The organism is Spirosoma agri, from assembly GCF_010747415.1.
In the GTDB taxonomy this organism is placed as follows: domain Bacteria; phylum Bacteroidota; class Bacteroidia; order Cytophagales; family Spirosomataceae; genus Spirosoma; species Spirosoma agri.
This window is the reverse complement of record NZ_JAAGNZ010000001.1, coordinates 2,085,461-2,103,765: the sequence shown is the minus strand read 5'-3', so window position 1 is coordinate 2,103,765 and position 18,305 is coordinate 2,085,461. Positions and strand designations below refer to the sequence as shown.

The window sequence follows — 18,305 nt, the reverse complement described above, 5'->3', positions numbered from 1 at the left end:
ATTTCCCTCACGGCCGTTGCCGTGAGGGAAAACACGTTACCAGCCCGGATTCTGTTTTAACGCTGGATTCAGGGCAATTTCGTTGATCGGCAACGGCCACAAGTAATCTTTGGCTGGATCGAATTTGCGGAAGTTAGCGGCCTGAACGAGGATAATGTTATCCGATGTAAGATTTACCGCCGTAGAGGTTCCGTATTCAGCCTTGAAGAAATAGTTACCCAATACTGGCTTCGGCAGTTCAATTTCGGCGGTTTTCCAGCGAATTAGATCCCAGTACCGGAACCCTTCCTCGGCCAGCTCAACCCGGCGTTCCCGACGAATTTCGTCACGTACCGTCAGGCCATTGGCCGTAGCAAACGCGTTCGACAGTTTAGCGACGCTCCCCCGTGCCCGAAGGCGGTTGACTGTCAGGTCCAGGTCGGCATCGCTGATCGTCCCGTTCAGTTCATAGGTGGCCTCGGCGTAGGTAAGCAGCACTTCGGCGTATCGGAGCAGCACGCGGTCAATCAGCGAGGCCGACGTAACCCAGTCGTCCAGGTTCGAATATTTCCGGAATGTAAAGCCCGTCTTGTTAAACACCAGTGGTGCTACGTCATAGACGAGCTTTGTCCCGATCCACGCGTCGCCCGCTTTGAAATACGTATCGGTCAGGCGGGTATCGCGGTCCTTGAACACGTCCGTCGATTTCGTTGGTGCCGTATACAGGGGTGACTTCGTAATCGGCAGACCATCTTTCATCAGGTAGGAATCGACCAGGCTCTTGGTCGGATTCATATTGCCGTTTTCCAGCGTACCTCTAAAGAAGTTCTGCGTCGATACCCGATCAGCGGTCGACACGCCGTACTGCCGCACGATGATGTTCTCCCGGTTTTGCCGTCCCTCACCCGCCATCTGAAACAGGTCGAAGTAGCTACCTGTGAACAGGTCGTGCTGTTTGCTATCCATAACAGCTTTGGCCGCATCGACAGCCAGCTTCAGGTGCTTGGTCGGCTCACCGTAGTTGTGGTATTTCGAGCGGGTTCCTTCAAACAGGGCTACGCGGGCTTTGAAGGCCAGGGCTGCGGTATTGCTGATGCGGCCATAATCGGCGGTTCCGAGTACCGTTGGCGTCGGTAACTTTTGCGCGGCAAAGTCCAGATCCTGGTAAATCTGATCGATCACCTGCGCTCGTGGAGCTGCCGGAGCCTGTAGTTCGGTCGATGTATCGTCGAGAATTTTCAGAATCAACGGCACATCGCCATATCGCTGCACCAGCGAAAAATAGCCCCATGCCCTGAAGAACCGAGCTTCGGCGGTGTACCGTTCAATAATACTGGCTGCTGTAGCCGCCGATGCTCGTGGTGCCTTTTCGACTATATTATTGGCCGCCCGAATAAGTCTGTAAGGTGAGTTGTACTCATTCGCTGTGGCAGGCGCTAATCTTGACCCATCACTAATGTTATTCGTGGCCAGGCCAACCGCATCATCTGACCATACATCTTCGTTGCCGTAGTTATTGACGCCATCAATCGTTCCGAATCCCGGTAAGAATGTGTATAAGTAGTTAGCGGCTGTTTTCAAATCAGATTCGGTCCGCCAGTAGGTTTCGTCGCTTACGGACGTCTCGGGCAACCGTTCTACTTCACAAGAGGGCAAACCAGCCAGCATTGCCAGGGCCAGAATTGCAGGTTTTAGTATCGACTTCATTGATAAATTCTAGTTTGACTAACGGAGCGCGCTGCGTTAGAATGAGATATTTAGACCGACGGAGGCTGTGGCAAAAAACGGATAGTCGTTGTCAACGCCATCGCGCGACTCCGGATCGAAATAGCCCTGGAATTTACCCAGCCCCGAAATGGTGAACAGATCCTGCCCGGAGAAGAAGAAGCGCGCCCGCGAGACGTTGATTTTCTGCGTTATGGTCGATGGCAACGTATACCCGAACTGAATATTTTTCAGACGCATGTAGCTGGCGTTCAATACCCATTTGTCCGACGCTACGTAGTTATGCGTGGCTCCAACGTACGGCCTTGGGTACAGGGCGTTCTGGTTTTCGGGCGTCCAGTAGTCGCCGTGGATCGCCAGGGCCTGTTTCCACGTCACCAGCAATGGCGCGATCGATTCGGTATTGGGGCGGTAATTGCGTTTGCCCACGCCTTGCAGGAAGATCGTCATATCGAAGTTTTTCCACTGCGCACCAAACGTAAAGCCGAAAAGATAACGAGGCTGCGTGGTTCCCAACAGCACCAGATCACCGTGATTAGCCACCGTTCCCTGACCAACCGATAAGCGTTTATCCCCGTCCAGATCGTTAAACTTCAGATCGCCAGCACCCGTGCGGCTATCCTGAAAGGCCCAGTTTTTCACCTCGTCAGCGTTCTGGAAATACCCCGACGACTGATACCCCCAAATGGTATTGATCGGGAATCCTTCAATCAGGTTATTCGTACCAGCCGCGACAACGTTCCGACCCGAATAGTTGATCAGCTTGTTCTGGTTGTCGGAGATGTTGGCCGCAATCGAGTAGGTAAAGTCCTTACCGATCCGGTCCCGGTAGCGCAGTTCCGCTTCCCAACCCCATGACTTCAGTTCACCACTGTTTTTCCGGGGCGTTCCCACACCGATTGTAGCGGGTAGCTGCTGCGGTGTTAGCATGTTCCGGTTGAACTTCACGTAGTAGTCACCGTTGAATTGCAGCCGATTCTGGAAGAACGCCATGTCGATCCCCCCGTCGGTCGTTTCGATGGTTTCCCACGAAAGGCTTCCCGATGGAATGGACCCCTGGTAGATGTAGGACGCGCGCGAATCGCCCAACACCAGCGTAGCGGCTTTCGTCAACTGGCTCAGGTAATCGTAGTAGCCCAAATTTGTCCCGAGCGCACCACCCAACCGGCCCCAGGACCCCCGTAGCTTGAACTCCGAGAAGAAGGGCAGCGCCTGCGAAAACCAGGACTCCCGGTGCATATTCCAACCTGCCGATGCCGAGGGGAATACTTTCGTCCGCAGACCCGGCGCCAGTTTGGAGCTTTCATCCTGCCGAACGGTAGCTTCGAACAGGTACTTGTCGGCGTAGTTGTAGTTGAAACGCCCGAAAACCGATTGATACGCGTAGGTCTGGATCACTTCGCCGTTCACCTTCGTTTTATCGTCGCCCAGGTTCAGCGTTGGCAGGTCGTTACTCACCAGACTAAGCGCTCGTGAGGAGTCGGCCTGGAAGCGAAAATCTTCCCACTGATACCCGGCAAAGAAACCAAAATTGTGCTTATCCCCTACCTTGATGTCGTAGTTGGCCAGGAATTGCAGGTTCGTATTTTTGGTCGTTTCGTTGGTCAGCTGGTACGAATTCGGCTGGTTCAGGTAGCTAAGCACCCGTGACTTACCCCAAAGTGGCACCGTCCGGTTGAAAATGGCCCGATTTCCCAACCGATACTGAACACCGGCCACGGCCCGCAGGGTCAGCCCTTTCACCAGATTGGCCGCCTGAAGCGTAAACACGTTATCGAAGAAATTGCGGTCGTAGTTGTTATAGCCACCCGCTTCGAGTGCTGCATAAGCGGTAGCGGCAGAACCGGCCCCGTTGTAGCGACCTTCGGGTGTGAAGAATGGCGTCCGCGTGCGCAATCGATTGATCTGATAAATCAATCCGTCACCACTCGCATTGGCCGACGAACTTCGGGTTTTGTCGAGTGTGTAGGAAAGCCGGGCATCGAGCGAGAGGTGCTTCGTCAACTGCGCCCCCAGATTGACCCGGAGGTTATACCGCTTGTAGTTATCGGGACCAACTTTGAACAGCCCCTGCTTGTCATAGTACCCACCTGAGAGTAGGAAATTGAGCTTCTCCGTACCACCCCGAACCGTCAGGTTATGGGTTTTCATCAGGGTATTTTTCTTCAAAATCTGGTCAGAAAGCGACTGCTGATTATAATATAGGTACGAGCCCGTATCAGCCGGATTGACCACGTACGGCACACCATCACGGATGCGTTGCAGGTCTTCGTCGGTGTATTCCGCACTACTCCCCGAGTTTTTCCGGGCTAGGTTCGAGAAGTTCGCTTCATCCAGCAGACTCATGCGACCAGGCGTATTGATCGACCAATCGGTGCCGTACTGCGCCAGGTAATCGAACACCACTTTACCCGCTTTCCCCTTTTTGGTCGTCACCAAAATAACTCCACCAGCCGCCTGAGCCCCATAAATAGCCGCAGCAGCCGCATCTTTCAGGACGCTGATACTCTCAACGTCGTTCGGGTTCAGGGTTTGCAGCGTTGTGATCGGCGCACTCACGCCATCAAGAATCACAAGCGGATTCACGTTGCCATTCGCCGATGTAACCCCCCGAATCTGGATGGCCATACTCTCACGACCGGGCTGTCCGCTCGCGCGGGTGATGTTCAAACCAGGCGTAACCCCCTGTAGGGCGTTGGCCAGATTGCTGACGGGCCGGTTTTCAATGGCCTTAGCTTCAACGGTTGATACGGCTCCGGTCAGGTTGACCTTTTTCTGCGTCCCATACCCCACTACCACGACTTCCTCCAGCGATTTGTCGTCGTTCTGTAGCTGTATGTCAATCACCGACCGGTTATTAACGGTAACTTCCTGCCGTAGGTAACCAACGAAACTGATGATCAGTACTGACTTTTCGCTCGGCACCGACAGTTTGTACTGACCGTTGCCGTCAGTCGTCGTACCGCGTGTTGTCCCTTTCAACACAATACTGACACCGGGTAAGGATTCGCCTTTCTCATCCGTGATTTTACCCGAAACCGGTATGTCGGCAGCCCGGGTGAAGGCGGTAAACCCAAAGGTCAGCTGTAAAAGGAGCAGACAAAGTATACTCGTCCTGAATCTCAAGTAGAATTGTCGATTTTGCATAGAATTGATTGACGTTAAAGAGTGAAGATTTCTGGAAATGAACGTACAGGTAAAAACTCCATCCGTACAGCCCAGCCGACCTTGCCGATTGATTTACCAGCGCTGTCGACAGGGCCTTACGGTATGAAGACTTAGGTGACAAAGTCCCATTTATCAAAATAATACAAGATGCAAAATCACTATTCCAAGATATAATACCTAAAACGCGATGGGTTGGGCGAGTTTACTCATGTGCTTCATCAGGTGAGCACCATTAAAAAGTCATTAAGTACAACCACTTATAAGATATAGTCTATTTTATTTTTTGCAACCGTTCCCGCAAGCGGTTGCAAAAAATAATTAGTAGTAGAGTTTTGAAAATTATTTTGCCAACTGGCTATTGATAGGCTGAATTTGGGCGCACGATAAGATGTATCACAGCATCCTGACCGTTAAGGCCAATCTTGGTTAATTTATAGACAATAGAATTCTTGCCAGGTGTAATGGGAGGCAGTGCAGTAAGGCGGGCGGAAGTCCGCATAGCTGAGGTATCAATCAACGCTGCGGGCTTCCGCCCGCCTTACTCCCTGACAAATTAGGCCGCCCGGTAAAACAAGTGGTTTGCGTACGACGTTTAATTTTTGCAATTGCTTGTGGAATGATGCCAGATTAAGTGGCTACACTACGAGATCACCAGTTGCGGAAAGCACGGTGCAATTGCTCGAAACGGACAAAATACCCAACTATGAGACGTATACAACTGGTTATTCTGGCCACAGTCGGTCTACTGGCATGCGATGGCGGCCTTTTCAAAAAGAAAAACTGCAAAACCTGCGAAACGCTGACGTATAACCCACAGAGTACGGAGCCCAGCCGAATCGTGAATAGGGTTTGTGGCGACGAAGTTGAGCCGTTCATTATCGCCAACACGTTTTCGACCAGCAGTCTATCGGTCGTTACAACCTGTAAATAAACGACTCTGGGTATAAGAGAAACGCCCGGCGGCTTTGCATTGGGCGTTTCTTTTTTTGTTTACAGATACTACGCAAAAAGTGGCTGGCTAGTGAAGCCCGTTCCGCATACACCTGAATGTAAACCACTTACTCAATAATAATTGCACGATATACGCATTTTCTGTAATCTAGACGTGCTATATACCGATGCCATTGATTACTTACCGAAGCTCAGAGCGACGACAATCGGGACTGCTGGTTAAAAAGTAAGTGGCCGATCCTTCATAGCGTACTAAATCTGTTGCCAACTTGTATGGTACGCCCCTCTTTACTCCTATTCCTGCTTATCCCCCTGTGTGAGGGACTCGCTCAGCCATTCCGTTCTGACAGGCTTCCGGTAGCGAAATCCCACGACCAGCCCATCGATAATCGCTTTGACCATCTGTCCGTTAAAGACGGGCTCTCCAATAATTCGGTCAACTGTATACTCCAGGATCGGGAGGGCTTTATCTGGTTTGGGACCAACGATGGGCTGAATAAATACGACGGTTACACCTTTACCGTCCTACAGCCAGACCTGAACAATCCAGCCCGTAGCTTTCAGAACAATCAAATATCCGGACTGTGTGAAGATCACGAAAACCGGCTGTGGGCCGTAACGGAAGGTGGTGGACTGCACGAAGTCAATAAACATACGGGTCGCGTTACACCCCACCCGATTCAGGCTACTGATGCCGGACGGTGGAATTACCAGCATTCTATTTACGAAGACAGCCAGCACGCATTATGGCTAAGTACGCTGGGTGGGCTGGCGCGGTACGAACCCAACCGTCACCTGTATACGCTCTTTCCGCTACCTCAACCCGCAGCAACGATCAAAACGGTCTTCGAAGACCCTCAGCATCGGTTGTGGGTCGGCACCTTGCGCGGCTTGTACCTGCTCGATCAATCGACGGGACGCTTTACACTGGTTCCGGTGGCGGGCGTAGACGATCAGAAGCAGCCTACCATTATTTCGTTTTACCTGGATGCCGGGCAGATACTTTGGCTGGGAACGGCTACCGCTGGCTTCAGTCTGCTCAAACTCGATCTGACGAAACAGCCACGGCAACTAATGCCCTACAATCCGGACGGGCAACTTAATCCGTTCGTGTATCTGAACTCGATTCACCGCGATAAGCGAGGATTTATCTGGATCGGTACAACCAATGGCCTACAATGCGTCGATCCGGTCAGTAATCGGGTTTTCACGTATCATCCCGATCCGAACACGCCCAAAGGCATTAGCAGTAATAATGCTCAAACGGTTTATCATGACCGGGCGGGCACAGTATGGATAGGCACCGACAACGGTATTGATCGCCAGGCTGCTACTGTGAAGCCATTTGTCACGTATCAGGTTCGACCCAATATGGGTACGGTCAATCTGCCCGAAAATAAGGTGACCGCTCTGCTGATGGATGCCAGCAATCAGCTTTGGCTCAGCAATGGCTACACCGTATACCGACAGGAAGCGGGCTCAACCAAGCCAATCGTCATTCCGCCCGAAACCCTTGGCGCGACGGGCCAGCACAAAAACGCTACCCACACGTTTCTTTCAAATGGCGCTGCCGGAATCTGGCTGGGAACAATAAAGGGTATCTACTATTTCGACCTGGCATCGAAGCAGTATACGGCCTACCCTTCCAAAATTCCTGCCCAATTTCTCAGCTGGTCCCCAACGGGTGACCTATGGCTGGGGGGCGATGGGGGTATAGGTTCCTTTTCGCCCCAGACGCATCGGTATGTCTATTACCACTATAAACCAGGTGATACGGCGAGCTTGCCCGATCAGTATGTGCATGGATTGATGGTCAGTCGTACCGGTGATGTCTGGGTGCTCCTCAGGCGGCAGGGACTCTGCCGGTTGAATCCCAGGACGGGGATCTTCACCCGCTATAAGGCCGGGCCAAAAGGACAGCTAAACAGTAATGATGTCCAGACAATTTACGAGGACAGAAACGGAATTATCTGGATTGGCACTCACCAGGGCGGATTAAACCGCTTCGACTACCGGACAGGTTTGTTTTCATCCATCACCACGCTCGATGGGCTGCCCAGTAACAGCATCGTTGGCATCGCGGGCGACAGGCATGGTCACCTTTGGCTTAGTACCAACAAAGGGCTCTGCCGATTCGACCCGGAAAAGAATAGTATCCGCAGTTATGAGCTTACGAACGGATTACCCAGCAATGACTTCCTGCAAAATGCAATCACCTGGCACAAAAACCGGCTTTATTTCGGCAGCCTGAATGGCGTTGTTCATTTTAACCCCGATAGCATCCGCGACGATACCCGGCCCTTTCCGGTCTATATTACAACCCTCACCGTGATGGATCAACCCCAGCCCATCGCAGACCCTGTTATTACGCTCAGGCACGATGAAAACTTTCTCTCGTTCGGCTTTGCGGCCCTGACCTACGCCCAGCCCGACCGGAATCAGTATAGTTACCAGCTTGTTGGCGTTGATAAAAACTGGGTCCCTAACGGTAATCATCATTTTGCGAAGTATACGAACCTGTCGCCGGGTGACTATACCTTCCGGGTCAAAGCTGCCAACAGCGACGGTATCTGGAACGAAAAAGGAGCGTCTATCCACCTGATCATTCAGCCGCCGTGGTGGGCAACCTGGTGGGCCTATGCATTCTATACCTTGCTGGCGGGATATGCCATTTGGCGCTATATCCGCTTTTATACCGATCGAATCCGGCAACAACAGGCGATGGAGCTCAACCGGCGGGAAGCCGAACAGCTAAAAATGGTCGATGAGCTGAAAACGCGTTTTTTTTCCAATATCACCCACGAATTCCGGACGCCATTGTCATTGATCATATCGCCGGTCGAGAAGTTATTGCTGGACAGCCGTTTCGACACGCCAACCCGACAAACGCTGTCCCTGGTACAACGGAACGCCGATCAGCTACTCCGGCTCATCAATCAGCTGCTGGATTTGTCTAAGCTGGAAGCCAACCACATGACAATCTCGCCGATGCGGGGTGATGTTGTCGCTTATGTCAGCCATTTGGTCGACTCGTTCCGGCATACAGCTGACCAGAAAGGCGTAACGCTGACATACACAGCCGACAGATTAGAACACGAGTATCTATTCGACGCCGATAAATGGGCGAAAATACTGACAAATCTCCTGTCCAATGCCCTGAAGTTTACGGGTGAGAGTGGGTCCGTCCAGCTCGTACTCGCGGCTGACTCTGCTTACCCGACGGGTGAACTTTCTGCGATAAACATCCGGATCACGGATTCAGGCATCGGCATTTCGGCCGACAATCTGCCGCATATTTTTGATCGCTTCTATCAGGTGGACAATTCACATACCCGTGCGTATGAGGGAACAGGTATTGGGCTCGCGCTTGTGAAGGAGTTGGTCGATTTAGTTGGCGGTACGATTACCGTCGACAGTCAGTCGGGGGTGGGCACAACATTTCGGTTGAAACTACCTGTTCAGTCCGTATCGGTCAACGTCAGCGCGCCAAGCCTGATCCTGCCGAATAAAGCAATGGTCCCGACCGACCCGTTCATCCCGTCCCAACCTGAATCCTCCGACAGTGAACTGACTGCCGAACAGCAGGCCCCGCTGATTCTTATTGTAGAAGACAATGCCGAACTACGCGGATTTCTGGCTGGTGAATTGGCCGCAACGTATCGGGTGCTATGTGCCGTTGATGGTGAAGAGGGCTGGAAAGTGGCGCAGCATGAGCTACCGGATATTGTCATTTCGGATGTAATGATGCCGCGCATGGATGGTTATGAGCTGACTCACCGCATCAAGAATCATACGGGCACCGACCACATTGCAGTTGTTATACTAACGGCCAAAGCAGCCCACAGCAGCCGCATTGAAGGGTTGACCGAAGGGGCCGACGATTATTTAGCCAAACCTTTCCATTTAAATGAACTGCATCTGCGGGTACGCAATTTGATAGCCCGTCAGCAAAGACTCCGCGACCAGTATCGGCAGCCGTTCTCCCTACCCGACACACCCAGTCCAATCACCACGGTTGACGATGCGTTTCTACACCGAGTCTATGAACTACTGGAAAATCACCTCAGTGATCCGTTGCTCACCATCGACTGGCTGGCCGACCAGGTAGCGATGAGTCGCAAAACATTCTACCGAAAAATTCACGGTTTATTGCATCTGTCTCCCCACGAACTGATTCGGCAGTATCGATTGCGGAAAGCAGCCGATCTGTTACGAGCGGGTTACAGCGCATCCCAGACGGCCTATCTGACAGGTTTCAAAACGCCGTCTTATTTCACGATGGTATTCAAAGAATTTTACCAGAAAACGCCCACTGAATTTGTTGCCACAGGGCTAAGCGAGGCTTAATGGCGGTTTTTTGCCTTCCACTACCGAACAATCTTGTAAGATTCAGGACATTTTTGGGTACAGCGTATATTGGGTTACTTTTCCGAGAATCGTGGATAAATGGCAACTAATTTACCATTCACTTACGTAACCTCATGAAAAATCAACTTAAGTCAGCCCTCTATTTTGTTGCCGTCCTTGGTATAGCCACCGCCTGCCAGTCTAAGAAAACCGAAACCGATCAGGCAGCCTCTGACACGACTACGGTTATCGAAAATGACACGCTTACGAGTGGTGATGCCACAGTAGTCGAAAGTGACACAACAAAAATCGTTGTTCCCGATTCGACGAAGAAGTAAGCCCGTTTAACAGAAGAAGCACCAGACTAACTCTATTGAGTAGTACTGGTGCTTCTTCTGTTAAACGGTTTTTCGTAGCAGGTAAGATCGTACCGATTTACTGCTTCCCGAAATAGTACAGATTCACGGCATCTGTCGTAGTCTTCTGACTAATCGTGAAGTATCCGCTACCATCTTTATCAAAACAAATGGCTTCTCCTCTTGGCTCCGCCACCAGCGGAGCAGGTCGGCTATTACTTTTTTGCATAGCGTCGTCAAAGGTTTGTCCGACAGCCCGCTTCCAATATACCCCCTGGCTGTACGTTCGCAGGACAACCTCTCGACCATCGGACGAAGCTGCAGCTCCTGTTACCAGCGTTTCAACCGGTATTTCGCCAAAGGCTTCTGCTATCGCAATTTCATCAATGTTTTGTGGATAGGCGATTCTGTACAATCGAGCATTAGGAACTCGATTGGTAACGATGAAAATATCCCCGCTCAACGCATCGACAAACATAGCCCTGGCATCCTGGGGACCATCCGGATAACGAAAATTGATTCGCTCAATCTGGGTGATGGCAGTTTGCAGTGTTGACGGTTCGGGCAACCGGTAAATTTGATAGATGCTACTTTGCAGGTTTCTATCACCGATATCAGCAATGTAGAGATAGTTCGTCCCCTGATTTGGGCCGGGCCCAATGGCCAGATCCGCCCAGTCACGGTTAGAAAATCGTGGTACGTCGAGTGTTCCTTTTATCGTTCCATCATGACCAAGCAGCGTCAAGGCGGCTGGCGAGCCACTTCCCTGGACAATCCAGATATTATCAGGCTGGCTGCGACTATCTGCCATTCCTGATACATTATCGATTCTTCCGGCTGACACGGATGCCGTAGTCGGCGTTGGTGAAAACTGAGTCAGATCCGTTTCAGGAATTTCGAGTTTACAGGAAAAAACGGCCAGGACAAGGCACAGGACAATGAGAATACGCATAAAATTGGATAACTGATTTCAACACCTACACGCGTGGCGGTCGACAATGTCATAAAGATACGGATTACAATCGTAGGGAAGATCGATCATCCTTAGTCAACTTTTCGCATACTGGCATTGACCGGTCTCGATCGCTGTATTCATTTGAGGCTATTTAAGGTTGCCCAGCGCCACATAGTTAGCAACCCACAATTTGATAATCAGGCATTTGCAGTAAGAAAATCCGATGTATACTAAGTAGACTAGCTCTACCACATTTGGCTGCCAGACGACACAAACTCTTCTGCTCTTTGGTTCCCATACTACCCTTTGAACCGGTTTGCTGTACGCACGAGTTATTTAGCGCTTCTTCCCCGACGTTCAGCATCATCAGTCAATGGAGGCTCACCATCGCCCGACTCCCTCCTAAAGTGGCTAAACAGACAAATGGCAGTAAGGCCGGATTAATCGGTGACAATTTCTGTTCGATGGCCAATAGCCTCAATCGTTGGATGATCGCCAAACAATTCGCTTGTAGGACTGGTACATATTATGCACTTACCTCGTTAGCGTTCACAAACCCCGGTTTTCACTTTCTGGCTTCATCGATACCAATCGTTTTGACTCGCAAACCGCTAACACAGTGATTCGCTCAACAAGTTTACCCGTGGCTGAGGAGCCGCTTCTTATTTATGAACAAATTGACTATCAGCCATTTCCGCTACGAGGGAAAACCGAAATTTTCCATCGCTAAAAGTTCCACGCAACTTGAGCCCTTCTACTCGGACGAAGCTGATCATTCCCGCCAGTTAGATGTGCTGGCTGACCGCATGGATCAGGCACAGAATAAGATGCACGCCGACGGGCATTATGGCCTGCTGGTCGTCTTCCAGGCTATGGATGCCGCCGGTAAGGACAGTAGCATCCGACGGATTTTCAAAGGTGTCAATCCATCCCGATTTCTGATTGCTCCATTTAAGAAACCCGATAAAGAAGACCTGAACCACGATTTCCTGTGGCGCTTTTGGCAAGCGCTCCCTGAACGAGGCATTATTGGTGTTTTTAATCGGTCCTATTATGAGGAAGTGCTTGCCATGCGGGTTCACCCGGAACGGTTAGAGCAGCAGTTAATTCCGCCATCCTTACTTCCTAAAGATAATAAAACGCTCTGGAAAGAACGATTCGGCGACATTGTCCATTTTGAAGACTACCTATTCAGGAATGGTTTTCCAATTCTTAAGTTTTACCTCAATGTGGACAAAGAGGAACAGGGAAAACGGCTCATCGCCCGACTGGAGGACACCGAGAAACAGTGGAAACTAAGTGACGATGATCTGGTCGAACGGGAGTTCTGGCCGGACTATCTACAGGCTTACGAGGATACGATTAATGCAACGGCAACACTGCAAAACCCGTGGTATATCATTCCCAGCGATGACCGGCGTAATCAGCAGCTTATCATCGCCACCATCATTGCGGAAGTTCTTGAATCATTACCTGTCTCTTTCCCCACAACTGACCCTAAAGAAGCGCAACGCCTGATCAAGCAGGTAAAAAAACAGGATAGCCACTCCTCGTAAGCTGTTCCGTATCCTGGACCCTGTCAACACGACAAAACACAAAAGCTCGGTTTGTAGCCGAGCTTTTTCCCTTTTAAAGAGCTTAACGTTGAGTAAATAGGCAATCGATCTATGTGGGGACCACGCAATAGCGTAGTGAACAACTGAAGATTAATAACCGGGTTGACTATTCCTCTGCTTAAATGATGCCAAAATAAAGAACATACATAGTCAATTGATAATCAGTTTATTAAAAATCGAATAGTACCAGTTCAGTAGCTTGATTGGGGAATATTTTACTCCAAACTGTACACCTGATTTCACAGCGCGACATTCGTTAAACGATTTCTTTTCCCTCATAGGATTACGGCTGCAATACAATCTCCCTTTTCAGCTAGTATTGATTCGCTGATTGATTGGTTAGAGCTCCAGACCACAGCAGGGAACAGATTGACTAACTACTGGTTATAAGTTTATGAGGGAGAACTTACCATCTCGAAAAATACAGACTGTTAGTATAACGGTACAGAAATTTCAACAACGGTTAGATGAGTTGACCACTATAAACAGTTCCTTAAACCATAGCAGTGAAGGCGTCTCTGTCTATTCCCGTTTAGCCTTGATTCATCAAGTGGCCAAAGCGTACGCGCTGGAAGCTACAATCAGTCTTGTTGACTCCCCTGTTGAGCTGGCCATCGAAGAAATTACCAATCCGCCTTTATACGATTTTGACAACGGCGACGAACTTGTTGTTATCCAATTTAGCTATAAAGATTGAAAATGTATCTGCGGGGGAGCCAGATCAATTAACTACCTTATTCTGGCAGGAGGCCGCTTGAAACCAGGCAAACTAAGAGGGCTAAACTAGATAAACGCACGACATAGTATGTGGTAAACAAAAAAAGCACTTACAAAATTAATGTAAGTGCTTGGTAGTCTGTGAGCCAGTGGAGGGATTCGACCCCCCACGCGCTTGCGCATCCTGATTACAAATCATAAGAGACTTCTTTTTACTGTTACTAGTGTACTTATATATGCAAAGCTATTACACTGTATATTAACAACTTACTCATATAACTTTTATCAATACTTAATGCTCTTATGCGTCGATTCCGTACATTCGCATTGCGCAGTATCTCTTTATGTAGTGCGACTCAATTACGGAAAAGACTATGCTGATTGCTACCGTTACACTTTTCTACGATACCCGCCGAAGGTCTAGGCCATTTTCTGCAATTATTACCTATCCATTATACAGCAAATATACCTATTAGTAAATTACTAGTTATCATTTTTCTTATTTTATTAACTATGCACCCATTAGGCTTACAGCCAGTTTAAGATACACCTATTATAAACTACTTTTATGGATGCACTCTTACCTATCAGTATGCTCACTAGTGCTTTGACGGCTAGCACCGTTTTGTATTTTAGACTTAGCTCTAAAGCCAATTGCCCCCGGTGCGCTCAACCGCTCTTCAAGAAAACTAGATCACAACGGCACGCTCGTGCGATGTATCATTGTCAGCACTGCAACAGACGGTTTGCAAAGGGTAATACCCCCTGATTATAATTCTTAAAGTCAATTGACGACGATTGGTTTCCATGTAAAACCCGATAAGCCTAAGTGTCTATTGCGCACTAGGTAAAACGGAATACAAAAAAATATCCGATGTAACTACGCCGGGTATTTTTTTTGTATTAACACATGAATAGGTGATACTTATTTAATATGTCAAAAAAAAGCTCACTCTGTGTTAACAGAATGAGCTACATTGCTTGTCATAACATTTTGTAAGAATACTTAAAGCCTGGCCCACCGATGAGGTCAGGCTTTTTTGTGTCTATAAAGTTACTATAATTTACTAAATAGTAAGCAAGAGCGATAAAATAATACAAGAAGGTTTTACGAATTTAACCTGCAAAAAAGAACCAATGAGCCCCGCTTATTCTTAGGAGGGGCTTCTTATCGATTAAAGGGATTAAAAAGCTCGGCTTAAGTAGAAGTCGGGCTTTTTTTTGTCACCATTATTACTATCCGTTACGCTTATAGGTTAATTTATTCATTTATTTTCAATATCAGATAAACTCGGTAAGCGATTGTACCTATATTTAAACGCAAAGGACAATTAAACAATATATGCTATCATTCATCAACACTACCCTAAGACGAATTGGCCGTTACCTTGTCTTGCTATCCATTGTCACTTTCGCACTTACTATTCTCCGGTTGATCTACATCCGGTGGAAGCAACGAATTGCGCTGTTGCCCACTTCCAGCCGGGAAAGTACATGGCCAGGGGAGGCTGATGATGAGGAGGAGGATACGTTTACTAGATCGGTAAAGGTCAAATCAGGTGTGAAGCGTATGAATAAACTAATACGTGCAGGTAGACGCTTAGGGTCTATGGTGCGCAGTTAATGCATATACACGTATCTCGCTGGTTTGCGTAACTTCAACTCATTATTTGCATTATAAACCCAATTGCTGACCCTTGTCTTGAGTGCATAGGTTTAGTCACCTGTACACGGTGTGGATAGATCCGAAAAGCCCGATGCTTTGTGGTAAAGTGACCCATGTTGACTCTTATCACATGGACACGGTACGGGTTGGGCAGCGATTGGTTTGCGCTTATAAACATGTATTCTTTCCCGCTAAGATCGCCGAGCGTAATGCCCGAAAGGTTGTCTCGATTCATGCCCCAATCACCGCTAGCTTTTCTGATAATGAATTGAAAACATCAACATTTATAACCGATTTTGCTTTTGTTGATCTGTTTTTCATCAGCACGGAGCAAAGATAAGCGTCCCATGAATGAGCGCCGACGGACTGAAAAGCCAAGCTCGCTAACTAGGCTTGAAGTACAGGTCGTGAATGGATATGTATAGGCAGAGCCAAGCTGAGGCCGAGCTTTTGTTTTTTTCATCCAAAGCAATCCAACTACTGTTTATGTTAGTATATAAAAATGTGTTTTTGTTAATTAATTATAACATTAAGTAACCCTATAGATCAATAATCATGATTTTAATAAATGTATTATTTTCATTTATCTTTAAAAGTAAACAAAAGATGATAGATCAATATACGAATTTATTGTCTGGTGGATGAAACTATCTCGTTATGTTCTTTTGAATAAGCCCGTACCTAGTACGGGCCTATTTTTTGTGCCAAATTCTCAATTTTATGACCATGTGACTGATCTGTAGTGTTATAGAGTTGTGAGTTTGTTCATTAGCTAAACAAGGCCCGTACTTAGTGCGGGCTTCTGTTTTGATCCGAATCCTCACTCATAGGGTGTACTCAATGGTGAGTTGCGTTTTAATAGGTATAGTTTCTTATTCTAGGATAGGTTAACAACAGAACCTGGCTTATAGCTGGGTTTTTGTTTTGGCCGCTCCCTCGTCTCGGGTAACTACCCGGCACGTGTTGTGGTTGATCGTTCATTTCAATCATGGTGTTACTGGACAGACCCGTGCTATGCACGGGTTTTGCTTTAGGGCTACAATCAGTTTACCTAGCCCGGCTCTGCCTTTCTGATGTACAGGCTACCGGTGATTCTGTTCCTGCACTAATTTGCTGCCATGAACCTATTAGCTATCCCCGAGCTCACTAGGCACTTGTCCCACCGGGTGCAGTATGAGATGATACGCTCCGGTGAGTGGCAACCCCGCGAAGAGGAGCTGACACCGGCTTTACTTGCCCAGCTAGCCAACTTGCCAGCGCAGTATCGAAACGTACGACCGGTACTCCGGCGGTTGGAATCGCTTACAACAGATGAAGCCAAAGCGTGTTTCAGGCTGGCGTTTCGGCGTGAACCCAGTGCCGGGTTTCACTATACCGCCCACGACGGCACCCTGACCGTTTACGACAACACGCTGCGCCTAGTGGTTGATCAGGTCAATCCAAAAGGGGAACGCTGGCGTGATTTAGTTACGGATGCGCCGGTCAGTGAGCCGGTACCATTTCGACTGTTTGCCGTGATCGAGTATCTGGAATCGTTAGCGATCGATTTAAGAGGACTGCTAAAAGATGGCCGGGCCGTAGCAGCACCCTAGCCACGACTTGAAATTACCGACCTTTTTTTGGCGTCTCACGAAAAAAAATGCCCTTTTAGGTATAATGTTACAATAGTGAGAGTCGATGTTACAATGGTGAGAGCTTGATAATCAGACGTGTCGTAGGTTTGCGGCCAGTCAATTAATCCAAGTCAATCGTTATGACTCAATCGCTTCACCTCTTTAGTCGGCGGGCCATCTACCTGCTGGTTTTCGTTTTACTTAGTAGTCTTAGTAGCTACCTACAGGCTCAGAATAGGTCGGTGACGACTACACAGAGTTTTTCCTACGCCGGGCAGATTGTGACCTGGACGATGCCTACGGACGTCACTTCGCTCACCATTAAGGCTTGGGTGGCTAAAGGTCGTGACGTGCATCTGAGCAGCTACCGCTGGCATAGGGATCATCATAGCTGCTCAGATAAGCGTCACGCCCGGCCAACCATTGAGTATTCTGGTCGGTCAGCAACTGAGTGGAAGAGGAGAGGGGCTCGTTCGTCGTGGGGGCGGGCAGCAGCGCGGCTAATCCCAATCCAGTTGTAATCGCGGGGGGAGAGGTGGCGCAGGGTTTGGTGTAGACTTTGAGGCAAAACGTGGTCAAGCAGGCTTTCCAAGAGGAAACATCGGCAGTGGGGGTGGTAGTTTGCTAAGTGATGGTAATAAAGCCAGTGACTATTCAAAGGCGGGCGGCAAAACCTTTGTCAATAGAGGAGCTGGTGGCTCGGGTAGTGGTGGAACGGGTTCAGGCTCGGGTGGCGGCAGCATTGGTGGCTCCTATAACACAGGCACACGCTTACTTGCCCGTACGGGCGCTACCGATGGTAATTCAGGGAATAGGTTGGTCATTATCAGCTATATCTCCTGCACCAGTGTCTATACCGTCAAGTAGCGATTGAGTTGGAGCTTACCGCGCCAAAGTCGTTTGGGTTAGTTTATTGATGGAAAGCCGTATTCACCTTGGATACGGCTTTTTTGTAGTCGCATCCGCTATCGCTAAGCAAAAATGCTGGTTTGTTATTTGGCGTTACCCAATAACGTCTCGGCCTAACACTAAAAATGGCTGCGCTCAGCAACTCTTCTGTGATGGAATCGTGTTGAAGCCACATGCCTCGCCCTACGATTCGCATCGACTATTCAAAGCCAGTAACCTACCTGACGGGTACCGGAAACTATACCCGGTTACGCTACGCTGACGGTAGCCTGGGTATCTTCGGCGTTACCCTAAAAAAAAATA

At 49.0% G+C, this 18,305-nt stretch carries 11 protein-coding genes; 8 read left to right on the top strand and 3 right to left on the bottom strand.

The genetic code is table 11. From position 1 onward, the window contains the following. Window positions 1–36 precede the first annotated feature (36 nt). Both GK091_RS08625 and GK091_RS08620 read right to left on the bottom strand, forming a co-directional pair. On the bottom strand, window positions 37–1,686 hold the full coding sequence (locus GK091_RS08625; RefSeq protein WP_164036355.1) for a RagB/SusD family nutrient uptake outer membrane protein: 1,650 nt from the start codon (window positions 1,684–1,686) through the stop codon (window positions 37–39). Between the two features lie 36 nt (window positions 1,687–1,722). Beyond that, window positions 1,723–4,851 (bottom strand): SusC/RagA family TonB-linked outer membrane protein, encoded by a 3,129-nt coding sequence (locus GK091_RS08620; RefSeq protein WP_164036353.1) that lies wholly within the window; start codon window positions 4,849–4,851, stop codon window positions 1,723–1,725. Window positions 4,852–5,575: 724 nt separating this feature from the next. Between GK091_RS08620 and GK091_RS08615 the strand changes: the two genes are divergently transcribed. The 3 genes from GK091_RS08615 (at window position 5,576) to GK091_RS08605 (ending at window position 10,508) form a co-directional block, all read left to right on the top strand. Next, window positions 5,576–5,803: a hypothetical protein gene (locus tag GK091_RS08615; protein ID WP_164036351.1), complete on the top strand. Its 228-nt coding sequence runs from the start codon at window positions 5,576–5,578 to the stop codon at window positions 5,801–5,803. A 293-nt stretch (window positions 5,804–6,096) separates the two neighbouring features. Then, on the top strand, window positions 6,097–10,170 hold the full coding sequence (locus GK091_RS08610; protein ID WP_164036349.1) for a hybrid sensor histidine kinase/response regulator transcription factor: 4,074 nt from the start codon (window positions 6,097–6,099) through the stop codon (window positions 10,168–10,170). A gap of 134 nt (window positions 10,171–10,304) precedes the next feature. Beyond that, complete coding sequence (locus tag GK091_RS08605; RefSeq protein ID WP_164036337.1) at window positions 10,305–10,508, top strand: hypothetical protein; 204 nt, start codon at window positions 10,305–10,307, stop codon at window positions 10,506–10,508. Between the two features lie 97 nt (window positions 10,509–10,605). On the opposite strand, the gene GK091_RS08600 is transcribed toward GK091_RS08605, so the two are convergent. Next, the gene (locus GK091_RS08600) at window positions 10,606–11,478 is read right to left on the bottom strand and encodes a PE-PGRS family protein (RefSeq protein ID WP_164036334.1); all 873 of its coding nucleotides are present in this window, start codon (window positions 11,476–11,478) and stop codon (window positions 10,606–10,608) included. Between the two features lie 671 nt (window positions 11,479–12,149). On the opposite strand from GK091_RS08600, the gene GK091_RS08595 reads away from it, so the two are divergent. The 5 genes from GK091_RS08595 to GK091_RS08575 all read left to right on the top strand — a co-directional run bounded on the left by GK091_RS08595 (window position 12,150) and on the right by GK091_RS08575 (window position 17,960). Beyond that, window positions 12,150–13,037, top strand: a complete 888-nt coding sequence (locus GK091_RS08595; protein WP_164036332.1) for a PPK2 family polyphosphate kinase — start codon at window positions 12,150–12,152, stop codon at window positions 13,035–13,037. 598 nt (window positions 13,038–13,635) lie between these two features. Next, on the top strand, window positions 13,636–13,794 hold the full coding sequence (locus GK091_RS08590; RefSeq protein ID WP_164036330.1) for a hypothetical protein: 159 nt from the start codon (window positions 13,636–13,638) through the stop codon (window positions 13,792–13,794). 2,804 nt (window positions 13,795–16,598) lie between these two features. Next, complete coding sequence (locus tag GK091_RS08585) at window positions 16,599–17,072, top strand: hypothetical protein (RefSeq protein ID WP_164036328.1); 474 nt, start codon at window positions 16,599–16,601, stop codon at window positions 17,070–17,072. Window positions 17,073–17,233: 161 nt separating this feature from the next. Then, window positions 17,234–17,614, top strand: a complete 381-nt coding sequence (locus GK091_RS08580) for a hypothetical protein (RefSeq protein ID WP_164036327.1) — start codon at window positions 17,234–17,236, stop codon at window positions 17,612–17,614. 100 nt (window positions 17,615–17,714) lie between these two features. Then, window positions 17,715–17,960: a hypothetical protein gene (locus GK091_RS08575; protein WP_164036325.1), complete on the top strand. Its 246-nt coding sequence runs from the start codon at window positions 17,715–17,717 to the stop codon at window positions 17,958–17,960. The last annotated feature ends 345 nt before the right edge of the window (window positions 17,961–18,305 follow it).

Bases quoted from the DNA above. Each gene is read 5' to 3' on its own strand.
- GK091_RS08625 (WP_164036355.1), bottom strand. From the start codon at position 1,686: ATGAAGTCGATACTAAAACCTGCAATTCTGGCCCTGGCAATGCTGGCT.
- GK091_RS08620 (WP_164036353.1), bottom strand. From the start codon at position 4,851: ATGCAAAATCGACAATTCTACTTGAGATTCAGGACGAGTATACTTTGT.
- GK091_RS08615 (WP_164036351.1), top strand. From the start codon at position 5,576: ATGAGACGTATACAACTGGTTATTCTGGCCACAGTCGGTCTACTGGCA.
- GK091_RS08610 (WP_164036349.1), top strand. From the start codon at position 6,097: ATGGTACGCCCCTCTTTACTCCTATTCCTGCTTATCCCCCTGTGTGAG.
- GK091_RS08605 (WP_164036337.1), top strand. From the start codon at position 10,305: ATGAAAAATCAACTTAAGTCAGCCCTCTATTTTGTTGCCGTCCTTGGT.
- GK091_RS08600 (WP_164036334.1), bottom strand. From the start codon at position 11,478: ATGCGTATTCTCATTGTCCTGTGCCTTGTCCTGGCCGTTTTTTCCTGT.
- GK091_RS08595 (WP_164036332.1), top strand. From the start codon at position 12,150: ATGAACAAATTGACTATCAGCCATTTCCGCTACGAGGGAAAACCGAAA.
- GK091_RS08585 (WP_164036328.1), top strand. From the start codon at position 16,599: ATGAACCTATTAGCTATCCCCGAGCTCACTAGGCACTTGTCCCACCGG.
- GK091_RS08580 (WP_164036327.1), top strand. From the start codon at position 17,234: ATGACTCAATCGCTTCACCTCTTTAGTCGGCGGGCCATCTACCTGCTG.